This window comes from Bacillus sp. FSL L8-0193 (genome assembly GCF_037976065.1).
GTDB lineage: Bacteria > Bacillota > Bacilli > Bacillales > Bacillaceae > Bacillus > Bacillus paralicheniformis.
In genome coordinates, this window is the sequence record NZ_CP150261.1 from 4052257 (window position 1) to 4078565 (window position 26309).

The following is a 26309-nucleotide window of genomic DNA, read 5'->3' on the forward strand; positions in this document are numbered from 1 at the left end:
CACCCCTTTTCTATACACTGGCCTGTTGACCATCGCTTACGGCCGTTCCGGCCTCCAGTTCGCTCTCTTCTCTCAGCTTTTGTAGATCCCACATTCTAAAGAACGGATAGTATACGACAAACGAGATCAACAAATTAATCAACTGCATGACCGCTCCGGAAATTTTCCCTCCTGTTGCTAAATATCCGGAAAAGCCGGGCGGCATTGTCCACGGCACCGCAATCCCAGCCGGCTTTGCGACAAGACCTGTACTCATTCCAATATAGGTTGCCGTTAACATTAACAGCGGCGACACGATGAACGGAATCAGCAGCATCGGATTCATGACGATCGGCATGCCGAAAATAATCGGTTCGTTGATGTTAAAAATAGCGGGACCGATGGCTAATCTGCCGAGCTGTTTCATCTGTTTGCTTCGCGCTCTAACAAACATCGTAATGACCAAAGCCAAAGTGGCGCCGCTTCCGCCGATGTTAACCCAAATCTCAAAAAACTGTGTCGTAAATATGTTTGGGAGCGCTTCACCGGCTTGGAAAGCGAGGCGGTTTTCGTCCATCGCACCGTACCAGATCGGCGACATCACTCCGCCGACAATGTTTGCTCCGTGAAGGCCGCAGGACCACAGCAGCATTTTCACAGTTTCGGCTATAAGGCTTCCGCCGAGACTGCCTCCAAGGATGGATAGAGGTGTGCCTAAAAGTACGTTGACGACATTATGGAGGCTTCCAAACGGCGTCATCTCAATTAAAAGGCGCGCCCCCCAAATCGAGCCGATAACGGCGAATCCCGGAATCAGAGCGATAAATGATTTGCTGACAGCCGGCGGTACGCCGTCCGGCATTTTGACGACAATATCCTTTTGAACGACCCAGCGGTAAACCTCAGTCGAGAACATCGCGATCAGCATGCCGACAAACAGACCTTTGCTTCCCATTAATGAAATCGGGATGCCGCCCGACACTAAAATTTCCTCTGTTGCGCCTTCCGGTGTGAACGGAATCTGGTAGGGGGTCGCAAGCAGAAAAGCTGCTACGGCAATGGCACCTGATGACAGAGCATCAATGTCGTATTTTTCGGCCAGCCGGTAGGCGATGCCGAACGTTGCGATCAGCGCCATAATGTCAAAGCTGACATTAACCGGGTAGCTTAATTTATCAGCCCATTGCTCGCCGAAAATCCCCGCCATGAATTCCGGATATCCCGGAATCGGCAAATTGGCTAAGATGAGAAACAGCGATCCGATAATGATTAATGGCATGGTCAGAATAATACCGTCTCTGAGTGCCTGCAAATGGCGCTGGGCGGCAATTCTGCCGGCAACCGGCATGACCTTCTCCTCTAAAAACGCATTAAACTTATTCACTTGTGCCGCCTCCTTTAAGAGCCGGCAAGCTGTTCGGCGGATTTTAACACTTCTGCCCCATTACAAGTTCCGTAATGGACCGTATTGATGACATCGACGGGTACACCTTTCGATTCTCCTAATTTTTTTAATTGCGGGAGCATGTAACGGACTTGCGGGCCAAGAAGCAATACGTCGGCTTTATCGATATGATTCTGAACCTCTCCTCCGGAAACGGCCCAGATTTTATAGTCTTTGCCTTGTTCCTCTGCACTTTTTTCCATTTTCGTCACAAGCAGACTCGTTGACATTCCTGCAGCGCAAGCTAGTAAGATATTCATGTTCATATGTCCCCCTTTTACGTATCGTGTATGATCTCTTTTACAGTTCCATCATACAATGAAACCGTTTTCATATACACTTAATGATTTTCCTCAGTGAAGAGGAAAAAAGACAAGGGGACATCTTCATTTTGCATATCGATGAGCCGGCCTGCTTTTTTTGAAGACGGACATAAACTCCCCGTACGTTTTGCATTTCAGAAGCTCCCGAACAATGACCCTGTCATCTAAAACACGGCCCAAAAATTTGTACATCTCTTGCAAATTTGCTGTATTGTCCTTTTCCACGCAAAGAAGGCAAACGAATTGAACCCTCTTATTCTCCCAGACTATCGGTTTTTGCAGCGTACAAACCGCCCAAAAAGTCGAATCGGTTTTTGGTGCCATCGGATGCGGAATTGCAACCAGATTACCGAAGCAAGTGGGCGCAACGGCCTCCCGTTCAAAGACGGAGGCTTCAAGCCCAGCGTCTGCAAGCCCTGATTGCTTTACTTTTCCGCACAGAAAGCGGAGGACCTCCTCTCGGGAAGACAGACTTTCCTGCAAAAAGACGAGCTGTTTTTTCGTATAGGTCGAAGCGATTCCGTCATCTTCAGCAAGCACCTGTTCTATTTTCGTTAAATCTCCCCCTCCCAATATGGCGTTAACTTGAATCACCGGAATAGGAAGATCAGCGGACAGCGGTATGGTGCTGATGACAAAATCGAGTGCATGGAGAGACATTTGATTCAGCTTGTAGTAATCAACTGTTCCAAGGATTTCAAGCTTTGAACCGAATGTAGCCCGCAGTCTGTCTTGAAGCAGCATGGCGCTTCCGGCTCCTGACGCGCAGACAATCATGCAGCGTTTTGAGGGCCTGTTCATGTTTCGTCTTTCCATGGCTGCGCCGATATGCAGAGCGAGATAGCCGACCTCGCTTTCCTGAATGTCAAATCCCGTCTCTTTTTTGATGACTTCACCAGCTTGAATCCCGGCTTCAAATGCGAGGGGATAATTGGCTTTAATTGCGTCCAGCATCGGATTTCTGATATTCATGCCGTATCTGCAGCGATTCAGAGCCGGTTTTAGGTGAAGACCGAGACCGATTTTTAATTCTTTGTCATTCCCAATGCCAAGGGTAAATTTTTGATCGATGGCTTTCATGATCAATTTCGTCAGCCGGTCTGTCTCTTCATCCATCATATTTTCGATTGCATCGCTGCGAATGGAGGCCATAACCGTCCTTTTCGCGCCAAGCAGATGGATGGCGATGTAGGCCGTTTCTTTATCCGGAAATGCCACTTGCAGCTTTTGTTCAAGAGTGCGGACAATCTCCTTCGCCACTTCATATTCTTTATGATTCATAATCTCCTTTACATCTTTGGAATAAAGAGAAACATGTTTGCCGCTTCGAATACGTTTGCATGCAATGGCGACGTGGATGAGAAGGTTGTTTAGTCCGATATCTGAAAGAGAAATGTGATCTTCGCTTATTTTTTCTAAAATCGTCTGACGGATCATAGCCAGCTCTTCTTTTGGGAGGATAGATATCCGGGTGTTCATAATATCAATATCCGTTTCCCGCTTTGGAAAAAGGTGCTCTGCGATGCAGGATCGCAGCTTCATCTCATCTCCCTTCAGCTTAAAGCCGTAATTCGGTTTGATCTCCAGTTCGATGTCGTAAGGTTTAAGCCTTTTCTTCACATCTCTCATATCGTTTTGGACCGTCGATTTGCTGATAAACATCTCACCGGCTAAATCTTCAAGTTTGACATACTCCTCAGTTAAGAGAAGCCTTTTTAATAAATAGAGAATACGCTCATTCGGAAAAACGGGAGTAGAAAGCTCTTCATGAAATGTGTGCTGCAGAAGCTGGCGAAAGAGGCGGTCATTCTTGATGGAGAGCCGATAGCCTGCACCTCTGATCGATTGGACGGCAGCGCCGTTTTTGGAGAGAAGCCGGTCTAATTCTTTCACATCTGACCTGATCGTCCGAGAGGTCACATTTAGCTCATTGGCCAAATATGTGCTGGTTAACGGTGATTCTGCTCCTATCAATTCGCCGAGGATAAGCTTAAGCCGAGCATTGAGCATAGAAAAAGACCCTCCCACTAAGATACTTGAACCGAGACCAAACCCATACACTCAGGTATATTCATTCTTTTTGTGAAATTTGTCTCATAGTTAAGTAAATTCTATTATGGCTGCGCTTTCAAGTCAATTTGGCCTTTCTCCAAGAAAAAAAGCCGGTTTACCCGGCTTTCAGATTCTTTTTCTCTCTTCGGCTTTTGATGATTTTCCATGCGATCGGATAGATGACAGGCGCCCATTTGACGGCGCTTTTAAACACTTTTTTCATAGCTTGACTCCCTCCTGTTTTTTTATTGTTTTCCCTGTTGAACGGGAGCCAAACCTTTTAACTATCTTGAGACATAGCGGTTTTCTTTTATCCAGAAACGCCAAGGGTATTCCCTCGCTTCTCCAGAGTTGTCAATTCCAATTCGCGGGCCGCACAAAATGTTCTGAGGTTCATATCCTTTTGCGATATAAAGCGGCGGCGATGTCAGCGGTCTGCCGTAATCGTTCATCGTGATGGAAAGCGCTTTTGTCAGCTTTCCCGGTCCGTTCGTCCAATCGCGCGGTTTCTTTCCGCTCCTTCGCTTCTCCATCAGCGCGAGGCCTTCATGGGGTTCAAGCGCTCTGATCAGCACGGCCTCAGGTTCATCGGCTCCTCCGCTTACAACATTGATGAGTGTGTGGGTGTGCATGGTGTACGTATAGACCAAGCCGGCTTCATGAAACATGATTTCCGTACGTTTCGTCCGGCGGTTGCCGTAGCTGTGCGCCGCTCTGTCCCCGGGCCCTCTATAAGCCTCTGTCTCCACAATATATCCTGAAGCAGTCCCTTCTTCTGTTTCCTTGACAAGAAGACAGCCTAACAGGGATTGAGCGAGTTCAATTGTTGGTTTGCTATAAAATTCGAGCGGGAGAGGTTCGTGAGCTGGATTCATTTTTGGATGGCCTCCTTTTTGCTCAAAGGCGAAATGCCTCTTTGTCGATTGTGATATATTTTACCATTTTCGACAGACGGGATGCCAGAAAATGAAGGTGCCTTGATTAAGATGAGGATCTCCCATTGATTTTATTTTTCAGTCTTTCATGGATGACATTGACATACCTGTATTATTGTATACAATAATAATTATATTCTGAAAAAAGGAGGCGAAAGCTTTTTTCATGCACTCTTCAAATCCAGTCAAAAGACAGTCTGCAAGTGATTACGCTTACAATGAATTAAGAACGAAGATCATCGAACTTGAATACCCTCCCTCTGAACAGCTTGCTGAAGACAGTCTTGCAAAGGGTTTAAACATCAGCAGAACTCCTCTTCGCCAGGCTCTTTACCGGCTGGAGCTTGAAGGATTGGTCAGTAAACAGCCGAACGGCCGGCTTCGCGTATGCCCGATTTCGCTCGCTGAAGCGAAAGAGGTTTTTAAAGTTCGGGAAGCGCTTGAAGGACTGCTCACTGCCGAAGCCGCACAGCTGGTGACACCGGAGAGCCTTCATCAGCTTGAAGACCGCATCGAACTGATGAAACTGGCTGCCGTAAAGGGCCGCAAAACAGATACGGTCAAATACGGATCAGAATTTCATTCCATCTTGCACGCCATCAGCACAAACGCAACCGCAAAACGTTTTCTGGATCAGCTTGAAAGCAGGATTGAACGGTATCGCAGAATCAGCGGATACAAAAATCCTGACTACAAACCGTCTGTATCTTTCAATGAACACTTGGACATTTTTAATGCCGTCAAAGAAAAAAACAGCGTTTTGGCAGAAGCCGCCATGCGTTCCCACATTAAACGAAGCTTGCGTTCCATTGAAGAAACGCTGGAACGTTCATACTAATCCGCCGAACAGCCAATGCCATTCTCACAGCACGTTTTTGACACAAAAGTTAAAAAACGAATAAGAGGTGGAAAAATGGGCAAACAAGGTGTATTTAAACCGGGATTAGAAGGCGTTATTGCTGGGGAAACGAACATTTCCTTCTTAGATACGGAAGCGGAACAAATCGTCATTAAAGGCTATGATTTAATCGAACTTGCAGAACAAAAAACATATCTTGACCTCGTCTATCTCCTCCTTCAAAATAAACTGCCTGATCCAATGGAATTGCAAGGAATTGAAAGCGCTATAAAAAATTCGTATGAACTGCCCGGCGGAATCTATACCATTCTGAAGGCGCTTCCGAATAACACCCATCCGATGGATGCGCTCCGAACCGGGATTTCCGCTTTGGCTGGATATGATCCTGAATTGAATGACAGGTCTCCATCAGCAAACAGAAGCAAAGCGCTGCGCTTGATCGCACAGGTTCCGAATATTACCGCCAACAGCTACCGCATCCTTCACCAGAAAAATGTCATCACGCCTGATAAACAGCTTTCATTCAGCCAGAACTTTTTATACATGCTGACGGAAAAAGAACCGACTCCGGAAGAAACAGCCGTCTTTGATCAGACATTAATGCTGTACAGCGAGCACGAAATGCCGAACTCCACATTTGCCGCAAGAGTCATCGCATCGACAAACACAGACATATACGGTGCTTTCACAGGCGCCGCTGCATCGCTTAAAGGACATTTGCACGGCGGCGCGAATGAAGCAGTGATGTACATGCTGCTCGAAGGAGAAACAAAATCGGGCTTCTGCAAGCTGATTGAGCATAAGTTAAGCAGAAAAGAAAAAATCATGGGCTTCGGCCACCGCGTCTATATGAAAAAAATGGACCCGCGCGCAGCCCTGCTGAAAAAGGCGCTCTATTCGCTATCTCATAAAACCGGCCGACAGGATTTATATGAGATGTGCGATGCCGGCGAAAAGCTGATGCGCGAAGAAAAAGGCCTGTATCCGAACCTCGACTACTATGCGGCTCCGGTCTATTACCTGCTCGGCATACCGATCGATCTCTATACTCCGATATTTTTCTCGGCACGTTCTGTCGGTCTAAGCGCGCATGTCATTGAACAGCACGAAGACAACAGGCTGTTCCGCCCGAGAGTTCACTATACCGGACCGCGTCATCTTCATCCATAGTTCGCCTTTGATTCAGAAAGAAGGGAGATAAATGTTATGAAAACAGAAAGTCAAACGCTCCAAAATTGCGATCAATTGCTGGAAGAGATCGCAGACTATACGGTAAATGCCAAGATTTCAAGCGAAGAAGCGATTGAAACCGCCCGCTACGTCTTAATGGATACACTGGGCTGCGGCATTTTGGCGCTCAAATACCCGGAATGCGCCAAACATCTCGGCCCGATTGCCCCGGGTACCGTCGTCCCGAACGGCACCCGCGTCCCGGGAACGCAATTTGTACTCGATCCTGTTCACGGAGCCTTCAATATCGGCTGCATGATTCGCTGGCTCGATTATAATGACACATGGCTGGCAGCCGAATGGGGCCACCCGTCAGATAACCTTGGAGCGATTTTAGCCTGCGCTGACTATGTCAGCAGGCAGCGGCTCGCGGCGGGCAAGGAACCGCTCACCATTCACGATGTATTAACGGCAATTGTGAAGGCTCATGAAATCCAAGGCGTCCTTGCTCTCGAGAACAGCTTAAACAGAAACGGGCTTGACCATGTGCTGTTTGTAAAAGTCGCCTCCACTGCTGTGGCATGCTCACTATTGGGGGGGACAAAACAGGATGTTGTCAATGCCGTCTCCCAAGCCTGGGTCGATAATTCAAGCCTGCGGACGTACCGTCACGCTCCGAATACCGGTTCGCGAAAGTCCTGGGCTGCCGGTGATGCGACAAGCCGCGGCGTGAGGCTCGCAATGATGACCTTGAAGGGCGAAATGGGATATAAAACCGCTTTGTCCGCTCCAATGTGGGGTTTTCAGGATGTCTTATTCGGCGGAAAAGAATTGACGCTCGCCAGACCGCTCGACTCTTATGTCATCGAAAATGTCCTTTTTAAAATTTCGTATCCGGCGGAATTCCACGCACAAACGGCTGCTGAAGCCGCGATCAAGCTTCACCCTGAAGTGAAGAACAGACTTGATAACATTGATCAAATCGTGATCACGACGCACGAATCGGCCATCCGGATTATCGACAAAACGGGAGAATTACACAATCCGGCTGACCGTGATCACTGCCTTCAGTATATAACAGCGATCGGGCTGATCTACGGCGATATTACCGCTGACCATTACGAAGACGAAACCGCGCAAAATCCGGAAATCGACAGACTGCGCGAAAAAATGACCACAGTCGAAAACAAACAGTATTCTACCGATTATCTCGACCCGGAAAAACGCTCGATCGCCAACGCTGTTCAAGTGTTTTACAAAGACGGCACACAATCGCAAAAAATCGCGATCGAATACCCGATTGGTCATCGGCGCCGCCGCAACGAAGGCATCCCGCTGTTAAAAGAAAAGTTCACCAATAACTTAAAAACGCGCTTTCCGGCGGGGCAAGCGGAGCGAATCAACGCCCTGCTGAATGACCCTCGCCAATTAAGCGGTACACCTGTGCCGGACTTTATGGAATTGTTTGTGATTTAGGAGGTTTTGAATATGTGGATTGTCTCGAAACAATCAACTCAGGAAGAACTGGCCAATACATTCAGAAAGCTGATGAAAGCGCCTGATATTTTGAAAATACCAGGCGTTCATGACGGGATGGCAGCCATTACCGCAAAAAACATCGGCTTCAAAGCGCTCTACCTCTCCGGGGCAGCCTACACGGCAAGCCGCGGACTCCCTGACCTCGGAATGATTCATTCCCAGGAAATCGCTGAAAAAGCCAGCGAACTTGTGAGAGCCGCAAATCTTCCGCTTTTGGTCGATATCGACACCGGCTACGGCGGTGTCCTAAATGCGGCGCGCACGGCGGCCGAAATGGCTGAAAGCCGGGTCGCAGCCGTTCAAATCGAAGATCAGCAGCTGCCTAAAAAATGCGGACATTTAAATGGAAAGACGCTTGTCCCGGCAGAAGACATGATCGCAAAAATTAGAGCGATAAAAGAAACCGCCCCTTCACTCGTCATTGTGGCACGCACGGATGCAAAAGCAGCGGAAGGAATGGAGGCCGCCGTCAGACGCGCCAATTTATATGCCGACGCGGGAGCCGATGCCATCTTTCCGGAAGCATTAACGAACGCAGCTGAGTTCAAGGAAATGGCCTCATCCATTAAAGTGCCGCTCCTCGCCAATATGACCGAATTCGGAAAAACGCCTTATTACACGGCTGACGAATTCCAAATGCTCGGCTGCAGCATGGTTATTTACCCGGTAACCTCCCTGCGCGCTGCCGCAAAAGCTTATGAACGGGTCTTCGCAGAAATTTTCGAAAAAGGCACGCAAAAGGGTGTGCTCGATGACATGCAGACGCGCGAAGAATTATATGATGCGATTCAATACTACGACTATGAAAAATTGGACGAAAATATCGCCAAAACGGTGCTTCCCGAAATCGGAAAAGAACATCGTTAATACGAGAAAAAAGGCTGCCGAATTGTCGGCAGCCTTCTCCATTTACAGCAGTTGCATCAATGCACCGCCGGCAGCACCGGCTGCAACGATGATCCATGGCGGAAGCTTCCAGTAGACAAGCAGGCTGAATAAAACCGCGGCGAATGCAAAATCAACCGGCGCCAATATCGAGCTGGTCCAGATCGGATGATAAAATGCGGAAATCAATATTCCCACAACGGCTGCATTCACTCCCATTAAAGCGCCTTTCACTTTAGGATTGCGGCGCAGCGTATCCCAGAAGGGCAGCGTCCCCAAAATCAGCAGGAACGCCGGCAGAAAAATCGCCGCTGTGGCGAGCATTCCGCCTTGCCAGCCGCTGATCACCGCACCAAGATATGCAGCGAATGTGAACAAAGGCCCCGGGACAGCTTGAGCGGCTCCATACCCGGCTAGAAAAGCCTCTTCGCTTAACCAGCCCGTCGGTACAAATTCCCGTTCTAATAACGGCAGGACCACATGCCCTCCGCCGAAGACTAAAGAACCCGACCTGTAAAAACTGTCAAACATGGCAATCCAGCTGGAAGATGTCAGTTCTCTGAGCATCGGCAGCAGTATGAGAAGCCCGAAAAACAAGCTGAGACAAACCGCCGCAAAACGGCGCGACACTGGAAATCGCATGACAGAATCATCTGTCTCAACTTGCTCTTTATAGATGAGATAACCGGCGAAAGCGGCGAGCAGGATGACTCCGACCTGTGTAAAAGCCGTCTGCCAGAGAAGGGTGGCGACTAGAGCAAACAGCGCGATCGCCTTGCGCCTTTTATCAGGTGTCAGCTTTTGCGCCATCCCCAAAACAGCATGGGCGACTACGGCTACGGCTACGATTTTCAACCCATGAATCCAGCCGGCTGTCCCGATATCGAAGCCTTGCAGAATCATAGCAAATAATACGAGTGCTATGACAGATGGGAGAGTAAACCCGATGAACGCTAAGATGCCTCCAATGATGCCGGCTCGCATGACGCCGATTCCGATCCCCACCTGGCTGCTGGCAGGGCCGGGCAGGAACTGGCATAAAGCGACCAGATCGGCATAGTTTTTTTCGTCCATCCATTTTCTTTTGCGGACATATTCAGCATGAAAATATCCCAAATGGGCGATCGGCCCTCCGAACGATGTCAATCCAAGCCTGGTTGAAACGAATAGAATTTCAAGCAGCGACCTCAAGCTTCGGTCCGCTTTATGCTTTGTCATGATTTCACTCCTCTATTCTTTAATTTCTTTAAACAGTTCATATGCTTTCAACCTTGCTTCCTTCAGTACGCTTGCTCCTTTTTCCGTAGTTGAGTAGTATTTTCTGATTTTCCCGTCCACATTCTGTTCTTCTTTTCGAAGAAGTCCGTCAGATTCCATTGAATGAAGGATCGGATACAGCGTTCCCGCACTGATGTTATATCCGTGCTCTTTCAATTCCTCAAGCATCCACAAGCCGAAAATCGGATGTTCGCTGGCGTGGTGCAAAATATGAATTTGAATAAATCCCAGAAATAGCTTTCGCAATACTTTATCTTCCAATACCGCACCCCCTTTAACGAAACTCAATATCGAAATCCGATATCGACAGTTTATAACGAAAGTGTAGCATCGGTTCTCTCTCTTTTCAAGGTCTTTTGCCCTTAAAAAAACAAGCCCAAACATGGGCTTGCCTGTTTCAAACATTTACGACTGATACTGTACACGATGAAGATTCGCAAAAATACCGCCGCGCTCAACCAGTTCATCATGTGTTCCTTCTTCTGCGATTCCGTTTTCTGTCACGACCACAATCCGGTCGGCATTGCGGATCGTAGCAAGTCTGTGAGCAATGACAAGCGTCGTCCTGTCTTTTGCGAGCTCTGTCAAAGCGTTTTGAATCACCTGCTCCGTCTCTGTGTCAAGTGCTGATGTGGCTTCGTCCAATATGAGAATCGGCGGATTTTTAAGAAACATCCTGGCGATTGCGATCCTTTGCTTTTGGCCCCCTGACAGCTTCAGCCCTCTTTCGCCGACTTGGGTCTCATAACCGTCCGGGAGCGACTCGATCAGCTGTTCTAAATGCGCCATTTTGGCGGCCCGCTGAATCTCTTCATCTGTCGCATCCAGTTTTCCGTAGGCGATGTTTTCGCGGAGCGTCCCCGTAAAAAGAAACACATCCTGCTGGACGATGCCGATTTGCGAACGGAGAGAACGTTTTGTCATGTCGCGAATATCGATGCCGTCAATTGTGATGGCTCCGCCGTCTATATCGTAAAAACGCGGAATCAGCGAGCTGATCGTCGTTTTGCCCGCTCCCGAAGGACCGACAAAAGCGACCGTTTCTCCGGCTGTAATTGACAGATCGACGCCTTGCAGGACAGGTTTATGTTTTTCATAGCCGAACGTCACATTCTTGAAGACGATGTTTCCTTCCAACAGCTGAACATCAATCGCATCTTTGCGGTCGACAATCTGCGGCTTTGTACCGATCAACTCCGTAAACCGCTTAAATCCTGCCATTCCTTTCGGATAAAGCTCCAAAATGGCGCTGATTTTATCAATCGGCTTAAACAACACGTTGACATAAAGAACAAACCCGACGAATTCCCCGTAGGACATATTCCCGGAAAAACTGAGCCAAGCTCCGTACACAAGCACTGCCAGAATCATCAGCCGCGTCATCAAAAAGGTCCCCGCAGTCGTGAGAGCCATCGTTTTGTAGCCTTTCAGCTTCGCCTTGCGGAACTTTTGATTGTTCTTTAAAAACCGGGAAATCTCAAAGCGTTCATTCGTAAAAGATTGAACGACGCGAACGCCTGAGACGCTGTCCTCAACCCTGGCGTTAACATCGGCGATTTCGCTGTACATCTGGCGCCAAGCGCGGTTCATCCTGATATTTGAATAAGTGATTAAAATAATCAATAACGGCACAAACAGAACAGCAACCAAGGCAAGCTTCACATTAATCGTCAGCATGATCCAAAATGCACCGAAAAAGGTCATCACGGCGATGAACAAATCCTCCGGTCCGTGATGGGCCAGCTCTCCGATATCAAACAGATCATTTGTGATGCGGCTGATGATATGTCCAGTTTTTGTATTGTCAAAGTATCGGAAAGATTGGCGCTGTACATGTTGGAAAAGCTCCTGGCGCATATCCGTTTCAATATTGATGCCGAGCTTATGCCCGAGATAATTGACAATGTATTGCAGGCCCGTGCTGAGCAAATAAATCAGTAAGAGGCCGATGCTTACCCAGACAATTTCAAGCCAGTCTCCCCCGGGAATCAGCGTATCGATGAACCACTGAACGACTAGGGGAAAAGCCAGCTCAAGCACTGCGACGATGATCGCACTGCTGAAATCGATGAAGAACAGACGTTTATGAGGTTTATAGTATGAAAAAAAGCGGCGTATCATAAGATGATGTGCACTCCTTTTGAGAATCTTTACGAGATTGATCGTATCACAGTTTGGCATCGGAAGTGCAAAAATTTTGAAAAATAATTGAAAATTATTCTCAAGTAGACTGTTTTATAAAGGAATTCCCGTTTCTTTTTGCTCCCTGTGCAACAAGCTTAGCCATTTCATTTGCACCGAAATCGCAAAAATGGGTGTCGTCCCTGGCTCCGTCCGGATAGTTGGGGTGTTCCCCCGGTTCAAGCCATAAAAACAGCTTTTTGGAAGCTTCCGGGCCCAGCGATTCAAGCAATTGACGGCTTTTGGAGGCGAGATCGATGAGCGGCACCCGAAGCTCTTCAGCAAGCTGTATCATCGCATCAGGATAGTCGCCGTGGGTATTTTTGAACCGGCCGTCGCTTTCAAATGATCTTCTCTGGACCGGTGTAATGAGGACCGGATTGGCTTTTTTTAACCGGGCGTCATCTATATACCGGCGCAAATGCTGCTTGTAAGTTGTAAATGGCTCTGTATAGCGATCATCCGGCTTTTGGTCGTTATGACCAAACTGGACAAACAAATAATCGCCGCTTCGGATCTGTGTCATGATTCGCTCCAGCCTGCCTTCTTCAATAAAGCTTTTTGAACTTCTCCCTGATGCCGCTTCATTGCGGATCAAAACACCGTCGCTTAAAAACGCGCCAATTTTCTGTCCCCAGCCTGCACGCGGCGCCCTGTCGCTATCATAATCGCAAACCGTTGAATCCCCGGCCAAAAACCACTGAACGTCTCTCATTATCCATCCCCCTCATTCCTTTTTGTTTTATATTAAAAGGCCCCTCAAAGAACCGCAACCCAACATACATATTTGCCCATTTTGTTCTTTATACGACTCCTTTTTATAAAAAAGGCTATAAATTGATAGAAAACTATCAATTTATACTAATTTTTTTTAGAAATTTATCTAAAAATATTTACTTGGATGGTAAATGGTGATAGATTAAGTAAACAAGAAAAGGAATATAGTTGATCGCGATCTCGTTTCTACCTTTTCTTGAAAATAATAGGACGTCCTCTACTTTTTAACTTTAACATTGCATTTAGGAGGAACTTATCGATGCTTAAACGAAAATTCATTCGCAAAATCAGTGTTGGTCTATTAGCTTCTGCAGCATTGTTTTCATTTATCATTCCTACCCAAGGGGCAAATGCCCAAGAGGTGAAAACAAATCATTTTAGAGGACCGATCTTTTGTCCGCCGCCATTCAAGCCGTGGCCTAAGCCGCAGCCGCCTCAAAAACCGCAGCCGGATTATCCGCAACCGGATAACCCGACTCAGAAGCCTGTGCTTGAGGCAAAAACCATTAACAGCAATAAAGAGTGGTCAACTTCTGACATCGAAATTACTTATAAACCAAACACTTTTGTCGGTTCAAGCTATGTTGAATTTCATTTTCCATACCGTTTTCATGCAAGCACAAGAGATACACTAAATGGAAAAACACTTGACTATACACAAATTTTAAATGATGGACAAACGGTCCGAGTTCCCGTCTATGCTTTAAGCTCTTCTGAGTTCAAATTAGTGATGGTTCGGAAAACGCTCCCAAATGCAGGGACTCACAGAATTACTGCTGAACTGCAACAAAATGGAAAAAACATCAACCATGCTGAAACAACTTTGGAGATTGTTCCTCGTTAAATCAATGTTCGGCCTGCCGGCATCAATTTGCCGGCAGCCGTTCTGCTGTATTTCCCTTTACATATCATGCATTTTTTAAAAGTTTTTAGAATTTTTCTCAAAAAATATTTACTTGAATGGTAAACGGTGATAGATTGATGGAGCAGGAAAAGGAATATAGTAGATGATGAACTTATTTTTTCCTTTTTCATCTTTTTTAACAACATTCATTAGGAGGGGGAAGTACATGTTAAAACGTAAATTTATCGGTAAAATGGGAGTCGGGCTATTAACTTCAGCAGCATTGTTTTCTTTCATTCTTCCGACGGAGGAAGCGAGCGCCACTTTTTTCAGAAACGCTCCGACGCTTCATGTCGAAACGGTTGACAGCAACAAAGAGTGGACAACCTCAGACATTGAAGTCACTTACAAACCGAACTCTTTTGTCGGTGCAAGCTATGTTGAATTTAACTTTCCATACCGCTTCCATGCGAACACAAGAGATTCGCTGAACGGCAGAACACTGAACTATACACAAATTTTAAATGACGGGCAAACCGTCAGAGTGCCGGTTTATGCTTTCAGCTCTTCTGCGTTCAAACTGGTCATGGTTCGGAAAACGCTTCCAAACGCAGGAACCCACAGAGTCACTGCGGAGCTGCAAAAGTTCGGACGAAACTACAACCACGCTGAAGCTACAGTTGATATCCTGCCACGCTAAAACATTTCAGCCTGCCGGCAAAAGAACCGGCAGGCTTTTTTCATTTAAGCGCTGCCCGCCGAACCAGCATGTTAAAACAAGCGAGCGCGCTTATATTGCAAAACAGAATGACGACTGCCATCGGTAAAGCTGTATGGCTTCCGCCAATACCGACGAGCGGCGCCGCGGCAGCTCCTAAAATAAACGGAAGCAGTCCTAAAAGCGCAGATGCGCTTCCGGCCGATTTTCCCTGGCTCTGCATCGCTAAGGATCCGCTGGTCGTCGTCACGATTCCGATGCAGGAAACCACGACAAACAGCGGAATTAAAATCAGAATCAGCGGTGCTTTGAAAAAGACAGAAACAAATAAAACAACGCTTGCGGTAAAAGACAGCAGCAAACCGCTCCGCAAAAGGGAAGCTTCGCCGAACCGGCCGGCAAGCCTGCCCGTAATCTGGGCTGCGATAATGATGCCCAAGCCGTTTAATGCGAAACAAAAACTAAAGGCTTGCGCCGACAATTTGTAAATGTCCTGCAAAACAAACGGAGAGGCAGATATATAGCCGAACATCCCCGCTACGATCAGCCCTTGCGCCAAAGCGTATCCCATAAATGTGCGCTGGCCGAAGAGCCTTCCAAATGATACAAACGTCTCTTTGAACCCGCCTGCCGTGCGGTTTTCCGGAGACAGCGACTCTTTCACCCCGAATATCACGGACAAAATCATCAGCAAGCCAAAAAGGCCGATAATGAAAAATACGCCGTTCCAAGTCGTCCATTTCATCAGCTGGCCGCCCGCTACCGGGGATATGATAGGCGCAATCCCGTTAACCAGCATCAAGAGCGAAAAGAACTTTGTCAATTCTGTACCAGAATATAGATCACGGGCAATCGCGCGTGATATGACAATGCCGCCTGCACCCGCTGCACCTTGAATAAAGCGCATCGCAATCAAGACCCATACAGAGGATGTCATAGCACATAAAAATGAGGCCGCGGCAAAAACGGACAGCGAAACGATCAGCGGGAGCCTTCTTCCAAGGACATCGCTGAAAGGACCGATGACAATTTGGCCGATTGCCAGCCCCAGTAAACACGATGTTAAACTGAGCTGAACGACGGAAGCATTCGTATGTAAATCAGATGCCATCTGTGGAAGGCCGGGCAAATATAAATCGATCACAACCGGACCGATTCCCGATAAAATACCCAATATGACAGCGATCCATACCCTGTTCGGCTTAGCTTTTGACTGAGCCGCAAGATCTGCCTGGCTGTTAAGCGTACCCATTGGATCACTCCTTTTTTATATTTTGAAATACGCCCTCGAAACCTTTCAATGTATTGTACACCTTAAGCTATGAAGATAACAATTAGAAAAACCGGGCAAGCCCGGCTGATTAGTAAGATTCATATCTTTTAAAAACAAAAACGGTGCACATGAACAAAAGAAGCACAATTCCCAAAGACGAAAACACCATCCAGCCGAAAGCATTATCCCATGAACCATGCATGATAAAATAGTCAGCCTGGCTTTTCGCCTTATCAGGCATCCATTCGGTAAAACGGGGAAATAAGGAACCCGCCAGTGAAACGAAGGCGATTGAACTGATGCTCATGCCGGCAATCCCCCCGATATGACGAAACAGGGCACCGAAAAACATCGTGACCGACATGACAAATACAATCCATATACTGTACACGAATAAGCTAAATAAGAACCGGTCAAATTCAACCTTTCCGAATAGAAGGTTTGTATAATAAAAAGCTAACCCGTAGCTCACAGCAAACGAAACCAATACGAGCAGCACCTGCTGAAGCCACTTGCTGCCGATATACTGCAGCGGGCTGACAGGTCTCGCCATCACCAATGAAAGGGATCCTTGGTTTCGTTCGTGGACAATGCTGCCCATCACACTGAAAACGAAAATTGCAGTACCAATCGTGCCGAACTGGGACAAGGTGCTCGCCATCACCTCTTCACTTCCCGGCTTTGGTATGTCGATCACAGCTCCCTCAGGCAAATTCCCGGCCATATCGATAATCTGAGGCATATAATACAGGGTGAGCGGCTGAATCAAGCCCAGAAGGATCAAAATGACTGGCAGCCAAAGCAGCTTTCCGTCCCTCCAGCTTTCCGTCCATTCTTTTTGAAATAACATAAAAAATGAATTCATAGCCCCATCACCTTCAAATACATATCTTCCAAGGACATCGTTTTTTGTTCAAAACGAACAATCGATACTTGCCTGCTCAAGCATTCAGCTAACAGCCGGCGGCTGTCAGACCGATCTGTTAAATAAAATTCAGCTTGTGAAGGCTTATGATACACGACTTTGCTGACATAAGGCAGGTGTTCCAGCCATCCTTCAAGGCTCTCTTCAGCTGTCAGGATATAAGATGGCTTTAAATGCCGATTCTTCAATCTGTGAAGCGGACCTGACCATTTGACAGCCCCTTCTTTCAGCATGATCACTTGATCGCACACCTCTTCGGCATCATGCAGCACATGAGTCGAAAATAGAATTGTCATCTTCTTTTTTAATTCTTTCATCATATCAAGGACTTCGCGCCGCCCCGCCGGATCGAGCGCAGAAACAGGTTCATCCAAAATCAACAGGCTCGGCTCATGAACCAAAGCCTGCGCAAGCCCGAGCCTTTGCTTCATTCCTCCTGAAAAACCGCTGATTTTCCGGTCTTCTTCCTTTTCCAGACCGACATAGCGCAAAGCGGTTCGACTCTTTTCCAGGGCTTCACGACGTTTCATTTTAGAAAGTCTTGCAGCAAACACCATATATTCCAAAGCTGTCATCCATGAAAAAAACGCAGGATGCTGAGGCAAATATCCGATTTCCAGCCTGTTTATCGATTCCCTCCCCAAAAAGCGGATGCCTCCTGATGTAGGCGCCAATAAACCGGAAAGCATTTGCAATGTCGTCGTTTTTCCCGCTCCGTTCGGCCCGAGAAGGGCAACGCATTGCTGATATTCAAGGTCGAAGCTGACATTTCGGACAGCTTGGTGCTGCTGATACATTTTTGTTAAACCATTGACGGACAGCATCACACCCGCCTCCTCTCATATGTTTTTTTACCGATGATAAAGTAAGAGACGGGACCGACAAAACTGATCCCGAAAATGATCAAAATCCACATCCACTTTGGGCCATTCGTTTTCTCCTGTTTGATGCAATTGACCAATGCGGACACTGCTAAAATGAAATACAGAACAATGAAAGGAGCGAGCAGCGCCCAAGGTATATCTGTTTCAGTCATGATGACGGCCTCCTTTTCTTATGAAACGGCCTTACAACAAATAAATAATAGAATAATAAAGGCATCGGTGTTTGGATCAAGCCCCATATGCCCCAAAACCACGCATTGGCTCCTTTTTTCTTCGCATTAAGAAATAGAAAGATACTCTGCGCAAATAAAAGCGGTGAAATGTAAAGCAGCAGCATCAATTTTTCCTGAGTCATATCAAGATTCATTTAATCAGCCTCCCCGTCAGCCGCACGCCGCCTTTTTTCTAATAAGGCGAGCGCCGGCAGAAATATAAGCGCCGCACCCTGCACCATGATAAAAACAGCCGGCACTTGAACGGAAATCGTCAAGTAAGCCGATAAAATCACCAGCGCCATGACGATAAAACAAAGCAATTCCTTTTTGAGCGCCCGCTTGCGTTCTTGCTTAAACCGCGCTAAACGCTGATTCAGTTCAAATACTTGAGGAACCGGCGGCACAAAAGTATCATCCATTCTTTCGAGTTCGCGTTTCAACTGTGTAATCGTTTCTTTTTCGTCTCGGTCGTTCACTGTCCCCACTCCTTTCGAATCTTCTTTAATCCATGATGCACGCGCGATTTGACGGTACCTTCTTTTATTTTCAGCATGTTTGCCACTTCAGGATAAGTAAACCCGTAATAGTGCCTTAACAAGATTGGCATTCTGAACTCTGGCTCAAGAGCAGCAAAAAGCTCCAAGTATTCGCTCCATTCGTGGCCGTGAAGGGCAGACTTCCATTTCATTTTTCGCAAGGCTTCCTCTCCTGCTGCTTGCGTTTTGCGGTTTTCGCGTTTTTTCCGGCGCTGATGGTCGATAAACAGCCGGGAAGCAATTGAAATCAGCCATGTTGAAAATTTCGCGTTGCCTTGAAACTGATGAAGGCTGACATACGCTTTCAGCATCGTTTCCTGGACCAAGTCCTCTGTGAGATCTGGGTTCAGCGTTAATTTCAGAACATATTGATATACAAAAGGATAGTGAAGCTGAAACAGTATCGTAAAAGCCTCATCTTCCCCGTCTTTTGCCCGTATGATCAGTTCTTTTTCATCTGCTTGATCCACTAAAACGCCTACCCCCTTTCTTTTTGTCTCTGTATCTAGGACGACGGCTGCAAGCAAACCGTTCAATTGTATTTCAATAAGATAAAAAATCATCTTGTTTTCCGAGCGGGGTTTATGATGTACTGGAATTTAAAGGGGTGTGAGTAAAAAGGGATGGAACTGCAAAAACAAATCGTCTATGAAGAAAAACAAATTTTAAGGAAAGATCATATCATCTTTTGGGGTGCCGTCTTTTGTTTCTGGTTTGCTACATACATCTATGTCCCTGTTTTCGGATTATATTTAGACAACATCGGATTTTCATATTCAGCGATAGGAATAATACTCGGAAGCTACGGCGTCACCCAGATATTACTGCGGTTTCCGTTCGGCATCCTGTCAGATGTTCTTTCGCCGCTTAGAAAACAGCTGTTGATCAGCGGCTTTGCAATGTCTCTGTTGAGCTGCTGCATATTTCTGTTGTCCGATTCGTTCATCATGGTGATCACGGCCAGGCTGCTCGCCGGTATGACTGCGGCGATGTGGGTGATGGCAACCGTTTTATACTCGCAGTATTTCACAAAAGATCAATCGTCAAAAGCGATGGGCATCCTGCAGTTTTTAACGGTTCTCCCCCAATTTGTCAGCATGGCTGTCAGCGGATACCTCGTCCATTTGTTCGGCTGGATGTTTCCGTTTTGGATCGGTGTTGCCGTTTCGTGCATCGGGCTGATTCTGTCATTTTACATTAAAGATAACTGCCCCCGCCATACGGCCAAAGGGATGGCTTTGTCAGACTATGTTAAACAGACGTTGCGTCTTCCTAATTTAAAAGCGATTACAACATTATCGTTTTTAGCCCATGCCGTGCTATTTATGACCGTGTTCGGGTTCACGCCGATTTACGCGGAATCGGTCGGCATTGATGAGAAGCAGCTGATTTGGATTATGTGCGCTTTTTTTGTTCCGCAAACGCTGGCTTCCGTGTGGTGTATCTTTTACAAAGTAAAGGCCGCCGATGCACTGATATGGATATCTTATGTGATAACGGCTGTTTTCTTTTCCTTGCTGCCGTTTGCCGAGAACCTTTTCGCAGTGTGTGTGATCCACGCCGTGACAGGACTGACATTGGGGTTTATTTTTCCGCTTTTGGTCAGCAAAGTCGTCCAGCTTGGTACGCCTCAGCTCAAAATGTCTGTGATGGGTTTCTATCAATCTTTTTATGCGCTCGGTTTTTTTCTCGGACCGGTTGTGGCGGGAAAAACGGCTGAACTGTTCGGGCTGCGGGAGGTTTTTTGGTTTGCCGGGGCTTTGTCATTAGCAGGGGCAGGAGTGATGCTCGTTTCAAAGCAGTTTTCGATACGTACAAAAAGCAGGCGGGGATGATGCCTGCTTTTTGCCTTGCTCAATAAGATATTTTAGCAGAGCCGGCAGGATACCAATTGCCATTCTGCGCTTTTGCCCATCCGTAAACCATATCACCTGAATTGACCTTTTCTCTGATCAGCTCAAGCCTTTCGCTTGAGTTTGCCTCATACCTGCTTCCCGTTTTTGCCGGTATTTTCACAGATAAAATGTTGTCCTTTAATGTATCAGGCTCCTCATCAGTGCTTGTCCATGCGACTCTTTCATAATAAGTCTGATTAAACGGACTCTCCAATCCTTTAATATAAAAGCGGACTGTTTTGCCAACCACCTTGACATCTGTATAGGCCGTGCTGTAGGGATGAATCGATTCCTGAGAAATTGACTTTCCGTATGCCAAAATAGACGTTCCGCCAGCACCGCAAAGCATGATTCCCAACATGAAAACGACCGCTGCCAACTTTTTCAACATGAAAACTCCTCCTTTTTTTCAACTCTTTATACATGTTTAATTTTACCATATTTTCCGTTTGCTTCTTTGTTGTGGATTTGTACATTTGTTGAATATAGGGAAATATTGGTTAAAGGGAGTAAGCGGGGATAAGCTTCTTTTGCTCGTTATTTTCTCGACAAATTGGAGCGAACACCCTAAACCTCTTTCTGTATTCTTCTTTTTCCTCCACTGCTGAACCGATTGTCTCCATTATTCCAAAATAAAAAGGATACGCTGAAGCGCATCCATATCTTAATATCAGTTTGAATAGATAATGAAGATCCTTTAATAAGGATCTTCACTATGGCCTTTTTCTTCCGCCTGTCTCGGCGCATCTTCGGCGCCTTCTGCCCCGATCGGCTCCCGGCTGGATGTATTTTGGCTGGAAGCGTTTTTTAATCCTTCTTCGACCCTGCTGCCATATTCCTTGTCGCATTGCTTGAGCATCTCGATCATTTTCGTTTGAATTCTTTGATCGCAGGGGGCAAGTGTATTGACCAGATTCGTAATCAGCTCGTCCTTTTCCCAGTCTTCGAAATGCCTGTACGTGTCCCCGGCCTGCTTGAAATTATTCTGCCTTTCGATACTTTCGCGCACCAGATTTCCTTCGACATGCGGTGTATATTCTTTGCCGTCCTGCTTCGCTTCTTTCAGCCCGTTGATAGTTGAAGGTTCATAGTTGATGTGCGGGCTTTGATTTTTGCCTAAGTCGACCTTGTACTGCATCTGGCCGCCCCGCTGATTGGTTGCCACCCTTTTTTTCGGCGCATTGATCGGCAGCTGCAGATAGTTGGCCCCTACCCTGTATCGCTGTGTATCAGAGTAGGAAAACGTACGTCCCTGAAGCATTTTGTCATCGGAAAAATCAAGTCCGTCGACAAGAACCCCTGTTCCAAATGCCGCTTGCTCGACTTCTGTAAAGTAGTCTTCGGGATTTTTGTTTAATACCATTTTGCCGACAGGAAGCCAAGGAAATTGCTCCTCAGGCCATAGCTTCGTATCGTCAAGCGGATCAAAATCGAGTTCAGGATGCTCATCATCGCTCATGATTTGAACGAACAACTCCCACTCGGGATAGTCTCCCCGCTCAATCGCTTCGTATAAATCCTGTGTAGCGTGATTGAAGTTCTTCGCCTGAATTTCTTCCGCCTCTTTTTGCGTCAAGTTTTTTATGCCCTGCTTCGGTTCCCAGTGATACTTCACAAGGACGGCTTCTCCTTCTTGGTTTACCCATTTGTACGTGTTGACACCGGACCCCTGCATCTGCCGGTAGTTTGCCGGAATGCCCCAAGGAGAAAACAAAAATGTGATCATGTGCATGGCTTCAGGCGTGTTGGAAATGAAGTCAAAGATTCTTTCGCCATCCTGCAAATTCGTAACCGGGTCCGGCTTAAATGCATGGATTAAATCAGGAAACTTCACCGCATCGCGGATAAAGAAGATCTTCAAGTTGTTTCCGACTAGATCCCAGTTCCCGTCCTCCGTGTAAAACTTAACGGCAAATCCGCGGGGATCGCGAAGCGTTTCCGGTGAAGATATCCCGTGGGTCACCGTCGAAAAACGGACAAACACCGGGGTCCTCTTCCCTTTTTCCTGAAACAGTTTTGCTCTCGTATATTTTGAGACCGGCTCATCGCCTGCTGTTCCATAAGCTTCAAAATAGCCGTGCGCTCCGGCTCCCCTGGCATGGACGACCCGTTCGGGAACCCTCTCCCTGTCAAAGTGGCTGATCTTCTCCAAGAAATCATAGTTCTCCAATGTGGAAGGCCCCCGGTTGCCCACGGTCCTGATATGCTGATTGTTTGTGATCGGGTGGCCCTGCCGGTTCGTTAACGTCTCATCCGTCTCCATGTCAGATTTCTGCTCGTTTGAATGCTGATCCATCTCCGTACCTCCTTTATTTGGAATTAATAATAACTTATCCCAAATGAAGGGAGTTATTCAGTTTTAATATATTTAATCAACGATAATGAATTTTTCTTTATAATTATTATAAATAAATATTGTTTTTTTCTTGAGAAATGTTATCATTGTTTTGTAATTAAAATTTACGCGAGGTGATCCTTTGATGACGACAAATAAAAACAACCTAACAACCAGCTGGGGCGCTCCCGTTGGAGACAACCAAAACTCAATGACAGCTGGTTCACGCGGACCGACGCTGATTCAGGACGTCCACTTGCTCGAAAAGCTCGCCCACTTCAACAGAGAGCGTGTGCCTGAACGAGTTGTGCATGCAAAAGGCGCCGGTGCGCACGGTTACTTTGAAGTCACAAATGACGTTTCCAAATATACAAAAGCCAAATTTTTATCAGAAGTCGGAAAACGCACACCATTATTCGTCCGTTTTTCCACTGTTGCAGGCGAAAACGGTTCAGCCGATTCCGTCCGCGACCCGCGCGGATTTGCTGTTAAATTTTATACAGAGGAAGGGAACTATGATCTCGTCGGAAACAACACACCTGTTTTCTTTATTCGCGATGCGATTAAATTCCCTGATTTCATTCATACACAAAAGCGCCATCCGGTCACACATTTGAAAAACCCGGATGCCGTATGGGATTTTTGGTCATTGTCTCCAGAGTCCCTTCACCAGGTGACCATCCTGATGTCTGACAGAGGCATCCCCGCCACTTACCGGCACATGCACGGTTTCGGTTCCCACACATTCAAATGGGTGAATGCCGAAGGAGAAGGCGTCTGGATCAAATACCACTTCAAAACAGAACAAGGCATTAAAAACCTGACCGAAGAAGTGGGGACAAAGATTGCAGGTGAAAACCCCGATTATCATACACAGGACTTGTATGAGGCGATTGAAAAAGGAGACTTCCCGGCATGGAAGCTGTACGTTCAAATCATGCCGCTGGAGGATGCGGATACGTACCGTTTTGATCCGTTCGATGTTACAAAAGTATGGTCGCAAAAAGATTATCCGCTGATTGAAGTCGGCCGCATGGTTCTAAACCGCAATCCGGAAAACTATTTCGCAGAGGTTGAACAAGCTACATTCTCCCCTGGAACATTGGTGCCCGGCATTGAACCGTCTCCCGACAAAATGCTCCAGGGACGCCTGTTCGCATATGCGGATGCGCACCGCTACCGCGTCGGCGCAAACCATAACAGCCTGCCGATCAACCGTCCGAAAGCGGACGTCCATAATTATCAAAGAGACGGACAAATGCGCTTTGATTCAAACGGCGGGGGCTCTGTCTACTATGAACCGAACAGCTTCGGAGGCCCTCAGGAATCTCCTGAAAACAAAACAACGGCTTATCCGGTGTCAGGTTCGGCGGACAGCACTTCTTACGACCATAACGACCACTACACACAGGCTGGCGATCTTTACCGCCTCTTGAGCGAAGAAGAGCGGACTCGTCTTGTCAGCAATATCGTAGGTTCGATGAAGCAGGTGACAAAAGACGAAATCAAGCTTCGGCAAATTCAGCATTTCTATAAAGCAGATCCGGAGTACGGCACACGAGTTGCCGAAGGATTGGGCTTGTCCGTTCCGCAGGAAGTTTAAGGCTAAATCATTTCAATCATTCTCAATGAATATTCTCATTTTCTCAGGTACAGGCACCCGTCTTCTTAAGCATGCGGGTGCCTGACCTTAATCAAAGAACGACAGGGGATGTTACGTGTGGAAGACGAACAGCTCGTCCCTTTCTTAAAGAAGCGGGGTTTACGAATAACGGCTCAGCGCGTCCTGATTTTAAAAACGATCGCTTCTCTGGGCGGCCACCCATCGGCGGAAGACATTCACCGGGAATTGCCGTACATGAGTCTCCCGACAATCTACAGCAACTTGAAATTATTTGTGAAGCTCGGCATTTTAAAAGAGCTGTCCCATGGAGACGCAAAAAGCAAATATGAATTATTTACATCAGAGCACTATCATGTTGTCTGTAAATCATGCGGAAAAATCGCTGATCTGGACTATCCTCACCTCAAAGAGGTTGAGCATGCAGCAGCACAATTGACGAACTTTAAAGTGAACTCGCATTATTTAGGGATTTACGGAATCTGTACAACATGCCAAGAACAGCAGCAGAGGTGAAGACATATGAACCGAAAAAAAGTCGGCCTGTTAGTCATGGCATACGGAACCCCTTATCAGGAAGAAGATATCATTCCGTATTACACGCATATCCGTCATGGAAAACGGCCGTCCGATGATATGATTGAAGACTTGAAAAAACGCTACAAGCATATCGGCGGAATCTCTCCGCTCGCGGAAATTACGCTCGCTCAGGCAAAAGAGCTGGAAAAAGCGTTGAACGAGCGCCAAGATGAGGTCGAATACGTGATGTATCCCGGCTTAAAACACATCTCTCCGTTTATCGAGGATGCGGTTGAACAAATGAAAAAAGACCAAATTGAAGCGGCCGTTTCCGTCGTCTTAGCTCCCCACTATTCCACCTTCAGTACCGAAGTATACAATCGGCGCGCCAAACAGGCCGCAGCAGCAATCGGCGGCCCCCGGATCGCATCGATTGACGAATGGTATCAGGAAGAAGGCTTTATTCGCTATTGGTCTGAAGAAATCGGCAGCATTTTAAACGGCATGTCTGAAAAAGAACGAAAAAAAGCGGTTCTTGTATGCTCAGCACACAGCCTGCCGGAAAAAATCAAGGAGCATGGAGATCCATACCCGGATCAACTCGAGAAAACGGCCCAACTAATCGGAGAACAACTGTCGTTTGACCAGATCGCCGTAGGCTGGCAAAGTGAGGGCAACACACCCGATCCGTGGCTTGGTCCGGATGTCCAAGACTTAACAAAAGAACTGTATCAGGAAGGCTTCCGGTCATTTATTTACGCACCGGTCGGATTTGTCTCTGACCACTTGGAAGTGCTGTATGACAACGACTATGAGTGTAAAGCGGTTACGGACGAGCTTGGCGCAAGCTATCACCGTCCGCCTATGCCGAACACCGATCCGCGCTTCATTGATACGCTTGCCGCAGTCGTTGAGCGAACATACAACAGCACAGAACAGGAGAAAGCGGGACTGTAAATCGCTCCGAAAAATGAAAAACTGAAGAAAACATGATTTAGAAGCAGAATCTATGGCTATTCATTTCCATAGATTCTTTTTTTTGCACCATTATGATGAAAGACCTTCAACTAAATGCGCTTATTCTCAGATTCGTGTCATTTGGCATAATCACCAGCTTATGCG

28 protein-coding genes are annotated in these 26309 nt (G+C 46.9%); 10 read left to right on the forward strand and 18 right to left on the reverse strand.

The features are described 5' to 3' along the window. Positions 1-10 precede the first annotated feature (10 nt). From celB to MHH76_RS20400, 5 genes are all read right to left on the reverse strand, one after another. Positions 11-1363, reverse strand: coding sequence for a PTS cellobiose transporter subunit IIC (gene celB, locus MHH76_RS20380; protein ID WP_020453403.1), 1353 nt, complete (start codon positions 1361-1363; stop codon positions 11-13). A gap of 14 nt (positions 1364-1377) precedes the next feature. Further along, positions 1378-1683 (reverse strand): PTS lichenan transporter subunit IIB, encoded by a 306-nt coding sequence (gene licB, locus MHH76_RS20385; protein ID WP_003186297.1) that lies wholly within the window; start codon positions 1681-1683, stop codon positions 1378-1380. 126 nt (positions 1684-1809) lie between these two features. After that, positions 1810-3756 (reverse strand): BglG family transcription antiterminator, encoded by a 1947-nt coding sequence (locus MHH76_RS20390; protein WP_043054504.1) that lies wholly within the window; start codon positions 3754-3756, stop codon positions 1810-1812. A 157-nt stretch (positions 3757-3913) separates the two neighbouring features. Beyond that, positions 3914-4021: a hypothetical protein gene (locus tag MHH76_RS20395; RefSeq protein WP_020453406.1), complete on the reverse strand. Its 108-nt coding sequence runs from the start codon at positions 4019-4021 to the stop codon at positions 3914-3916. A 61-nt stretch (positions 4022-4082) separates the two neighbouring features. After that, a complete protein-coding gene (locus MHH76_RS20400) occupies positions 4083-4673 on the reverse strand; it encodes a DNA-3-methyladenine glycosylase (protein WP_020453407.1) in 591 nt (196 codons plus the stop codon). A 226-nt stretch (positions 4674-4899) separates the two neighbouring features. Between MHH76_RS20400 and MHH76_RS20405 the strand changes: the two genes are divergently transcribed. From MHH76_RS20405 to prpB, 4 genes are all read left to right on the forward strand, one after another. After that, a complete protein-coding gene (locus MHH76_RS20405; protein ID WP_003186304.1) occupies positions 4900-5571 on the forward strand; it encodes a GntR family transcriptional regulator in 672 nt (223 codons plus the stop codon). 75 nt (positions 5572-5646) lie between these two features. Then, entirely contained in the window at positions 5647-6762 is a 1116-nt protein-coding gene (gene mmgD / locus MHH76_RS20410) for a citrate synthase (protein ID WP_043054505.1), read from the forward strand. 36 nt (positions 6763-6798) lie between these two features. After that, the gene (locus MHH76_RS20415; protein ID WP_043054506.1) at positions 6799-8238 is read left to right on the forward strand and encodes a bifunctional 2-methylcitrate dehydratase/aconitate hydratase; all 1440 of its coding nucleotides are present in this window, start codon (positions 6799-6801) and stop codon (positions 8236-8238) included. Positions 8239-8250: 12 nt separating this feature from the next. Continuing rightward, positions 8251-9168 carry a methylisocitrate lyase gene (gene prpB / locus MHH76_RS20420; RefSeq protein ID WP_020453410.1) on the forward strand — a complete coding sequence of 306 codons (918 nt, stop codon included), beginning with the start codon at positions 8251-8253 and terminating at the stop codon, positions 9166-9168. 42 nt (positions 9169-9210) lie between these two features. On the opposite strand, the gene MHH76_RS20425 is transcribed toward prpB, so the two are convergent. The 4 genes from MHH76_RS20425 to MHH76_RS20440 form a co-directional block, all read right to left on the reverse strand. Further along, the gene (locus MHH76_RS20425) at positions 9211-10404 is read right to left on the reverse strand and encodes a chromate transporter (RefSeq protein WP_020453411.1); all 1194 of its coding nucleotides are present in this window, start codon (positions 10402-10404) and stop codon (positions 9211-9213) included. A 12-nt stretch (positions 10405-10416) separates the two neighbouring features. After that, positions 10417-10725, reverse strand: coding sequence for a PadR family transcriptional regulator (locus MHH76_RS20430; RefSeq protein WP_020453412.1), 309 nt, complete (start codon positions 10723-10725; stop codon positions 10417-10419). A gap of 144 nt (positions 10726-10869) precedes the next feature. Then, positions 10870-12585, reverse strand: coding sequence for an ABC transporter ATP-binding protein (locus MHH76_RS20435; RefSeq protein ID WP_020453413.1), 1716 nt, complete (start codon positions 12583-12585; stop codon positions 10870-10872). Between the two features lie 100 nt (positions 12586-12685). Continuing rightward, positions 12686-13363 carry a rhamnogalacturonan acetylesterase gene (locus MHH76_RS20440; RefSeq protein WP_025810588.1) on the reverse strand — a complete coding sequence of 226 codons (678 nt, stop codon included), beginning with the start codon at positions 13361-13363 and terminating at the stop codon, positions 12686-12688. Between the two features lie 318 nt (positions 13364-13681). Here MHH76_RS20440 and bslB (MHH76_RS20445) point away from each other — a divergent pair, with 318 nt between their 5' ends. Together bslB (MHH76_RS20445) and bslB (MHH76_RS20450) are read left to right on the forward strand one after the other, a co-directional pair. Continuing rightward, positions 13682-14266, forward strand: a complete 585-nt coding sequence (gene bslB / locus MHH76_RS20445) for a biofilm surface layer hydrophobin BslB (RefSeq protein WP_023856952.1) — start codon at positions 13682-13684, stop codon at positions 14264-14266. A 226-nt stretch (positions 14267-14492) separates the two neighbouring features. After that, the gene (bslB, locus tag MHH76_RS20450) at positions 14493-14966 is read left to right on the forward strand and encodes a biofilm surface layer hydrophobin BslB (RefSeq protein WP_023856950.1); all 474 of its coding nucleotides are present in this window, start codon (positions 14493-14495) and stop codon (positions 14964-14966) included. Positions 14967-15006: 40 nt separating this feature from the next. Here bslB (MHH76_RS20450) and MHH76_RS20455 read toward each other — a convergent pair whose 3' ends face one another. The 7 genes from MHH76_RS20455 to sigY form a co-directional block, all read right to left on the reverse strand. Further along, the gene (locus tag MHH76_RS20455; RefSeq protein ID WP_020453417.1) at positions 15007-16236 is read right to left on the reverse strand and encodes a multidrug effflux MFS transporter; all 1230 of its coding nucleotides are present in this window, start codon (positions 16234-16236) and stop codon (positions 15007-15009) included. Between the two features lie 109 nt (positions 16237-16345). After that, a complete protein-coding gene (locus MHH76_RS20460; protein WP_020453418.1) occupies positions 16346-17122 on the reverse strand; it encodes an ABC transporter permease subunit in 777 nt (258 codons plus the stop codon). Continuing rightward, positions 17119-18006, reverse strand: coding sequence for an ABC transporter ATP-binding protein (locus MHH76_RS20465; RefSeq protein ID WP_020453419.1), 888 nt, complete (start codon positions 18004-18006; stop codon positions 17119-17121). Before MHH76_RS20465 ends, MHH76_RS20460 begins: the two co-directional genes overlap by 4 nt. Then, positions 18006-18218, reverse strand: a complete 213-nt coding sequence (locus MHH76_RS20470) for a PLD nuclease N-terminal domain-containing protein (protein WP_020453420.1) — start codon at positions 18216-18218, stop codon at positions 18006-18008. The genes MHH76_RS20465 and MHH76_RS20470 overlap by 1 nt, the downstream gene beginning before the upstream one ends. Further along, positions 18215-18433: a hypothetical protein gene (locus MHH76_RS20475; RefSeq protein WP_020453421.1), complete on the reverse strand. Its 219-nt coding sequence runs from the start codon at positions 18431-18433 to the stop codon at positions 18215-18217. The genes MHH76_RS20470 and MHH76_RS20475 overlap by 4 nt, the downstream gene beginning before the upstream one ends. Then, positions 18434-18757 carry a YxlC family protein gene (locus tag MHH76_RS20480; protein ID WP_020453422.1) on the reverse strand — a complete coding sequence of 108 codons (324 nt, stop codon included), beginning with the start codon at positions 18755-18757 and terminating at the stop codon, positions 18434-18436. Further along, positions 18754-19287 carry an RNA polymerase sigma factor SigY gene (gene sigY / locus MHH76_RS20485; RefSeq protein ID WP_023856948.1) on the reverse strand — a complete coding sequence of 178 codons (534 nt, stop codon included), beginning with the start codon at positions 19285-19287 and terminating at the stop codon, positions 18754-18756. The genes MHH76_RS20480 and sigY overlap by 4 nt, the downstream gene beginning before the upstream one ends. A gap of 153 nt (positions 19288-19440) precedes the next feature. On the opposite strand from sigY, the gene MHH76_RS20490 reads away from it, so the two are divergent. Then, on the forward strand, positions 19441-20652 hold the full coding sequence (locus tag MHH76_RS20490) for an MFS transporter (RefSeq protein ID WP_020453424.1): 1212 nt from the start codon (positions 19441-19443) through the stop codon (positions 20650-20652). Between the two features lie 19 nt (positions 20653-20671). On the opposite strand, the gene MHH76_RS20495 is transcribed toward MHH76_RS20490, so the two are convergent. Together MHH76_RS20495 and MHH76_RS20500 are read right to left on the reverse strand one after the other, a co-directional pair. Then, positions 20672-21103, reverse strand: a complete 432-nt coding sequence (locus MHH76_RS20495; protein WP_020453425.1) for a hypothetical protein — start codon at positions 21101-21103, stop codon at positions 20672-20674. Between the two features lie 306 nt (positions 21104-21409). Further along, positions 21410-23008, reverse strand: a complete 1599-nt coding sequence (locus MHH76_RS20500; protein ID WP_020453426.1) for a catalase — start codon at positions 23006-23008, stop codon at positions 21410-21412. 184 nt (positions 23009-23192) lie between these two features. On the opposite strand from MHH76_RS20500, the gene katA reads away from it, so the two are divergent. The 3 genes from katA to hemH all read left to right on the forward strand — a co-directional run bounded on the left by katA (position 23193) and on the right by hemH (position 26144). After that, the gene (katA, locus tag MHH76_RS20505) at positions 23193-24650 is read left to right on the forward strand and encodes a catalase KatA (protein ID WP_023856947.1); all 1458 of its coding nucleotides are present in this window, start codon (positions 23193-23195) and stop codon (positions 24648-24650) included. Between the two features lie 117 nt (positions 24651-24767). Then, the gene (locus MHH76_RS20510; protein ID WP_020453429.1) at positions 24768-25184 is read left to right on the forward strand and encodes a Fur family transcriptional regulator; all 417 of its coding nucleotides are present in this window, start codon (positions 24768-24770) and stop codon (positions 25182-25184) included. 6 nt (positions 25185-25190) lie between these two features. Then, positions 25191-26144, forward strand: coding sequence for a ferrochelatase (hemH, locus tag MHH76_RS20515; protein ID WP_023856945.1), 954 nt, complete (start codon positions 25191-25193; stop codon positions 26142-26144). The last annotated feature ends 165 nt before the right edge of the window (positions 26145-26309 follow it).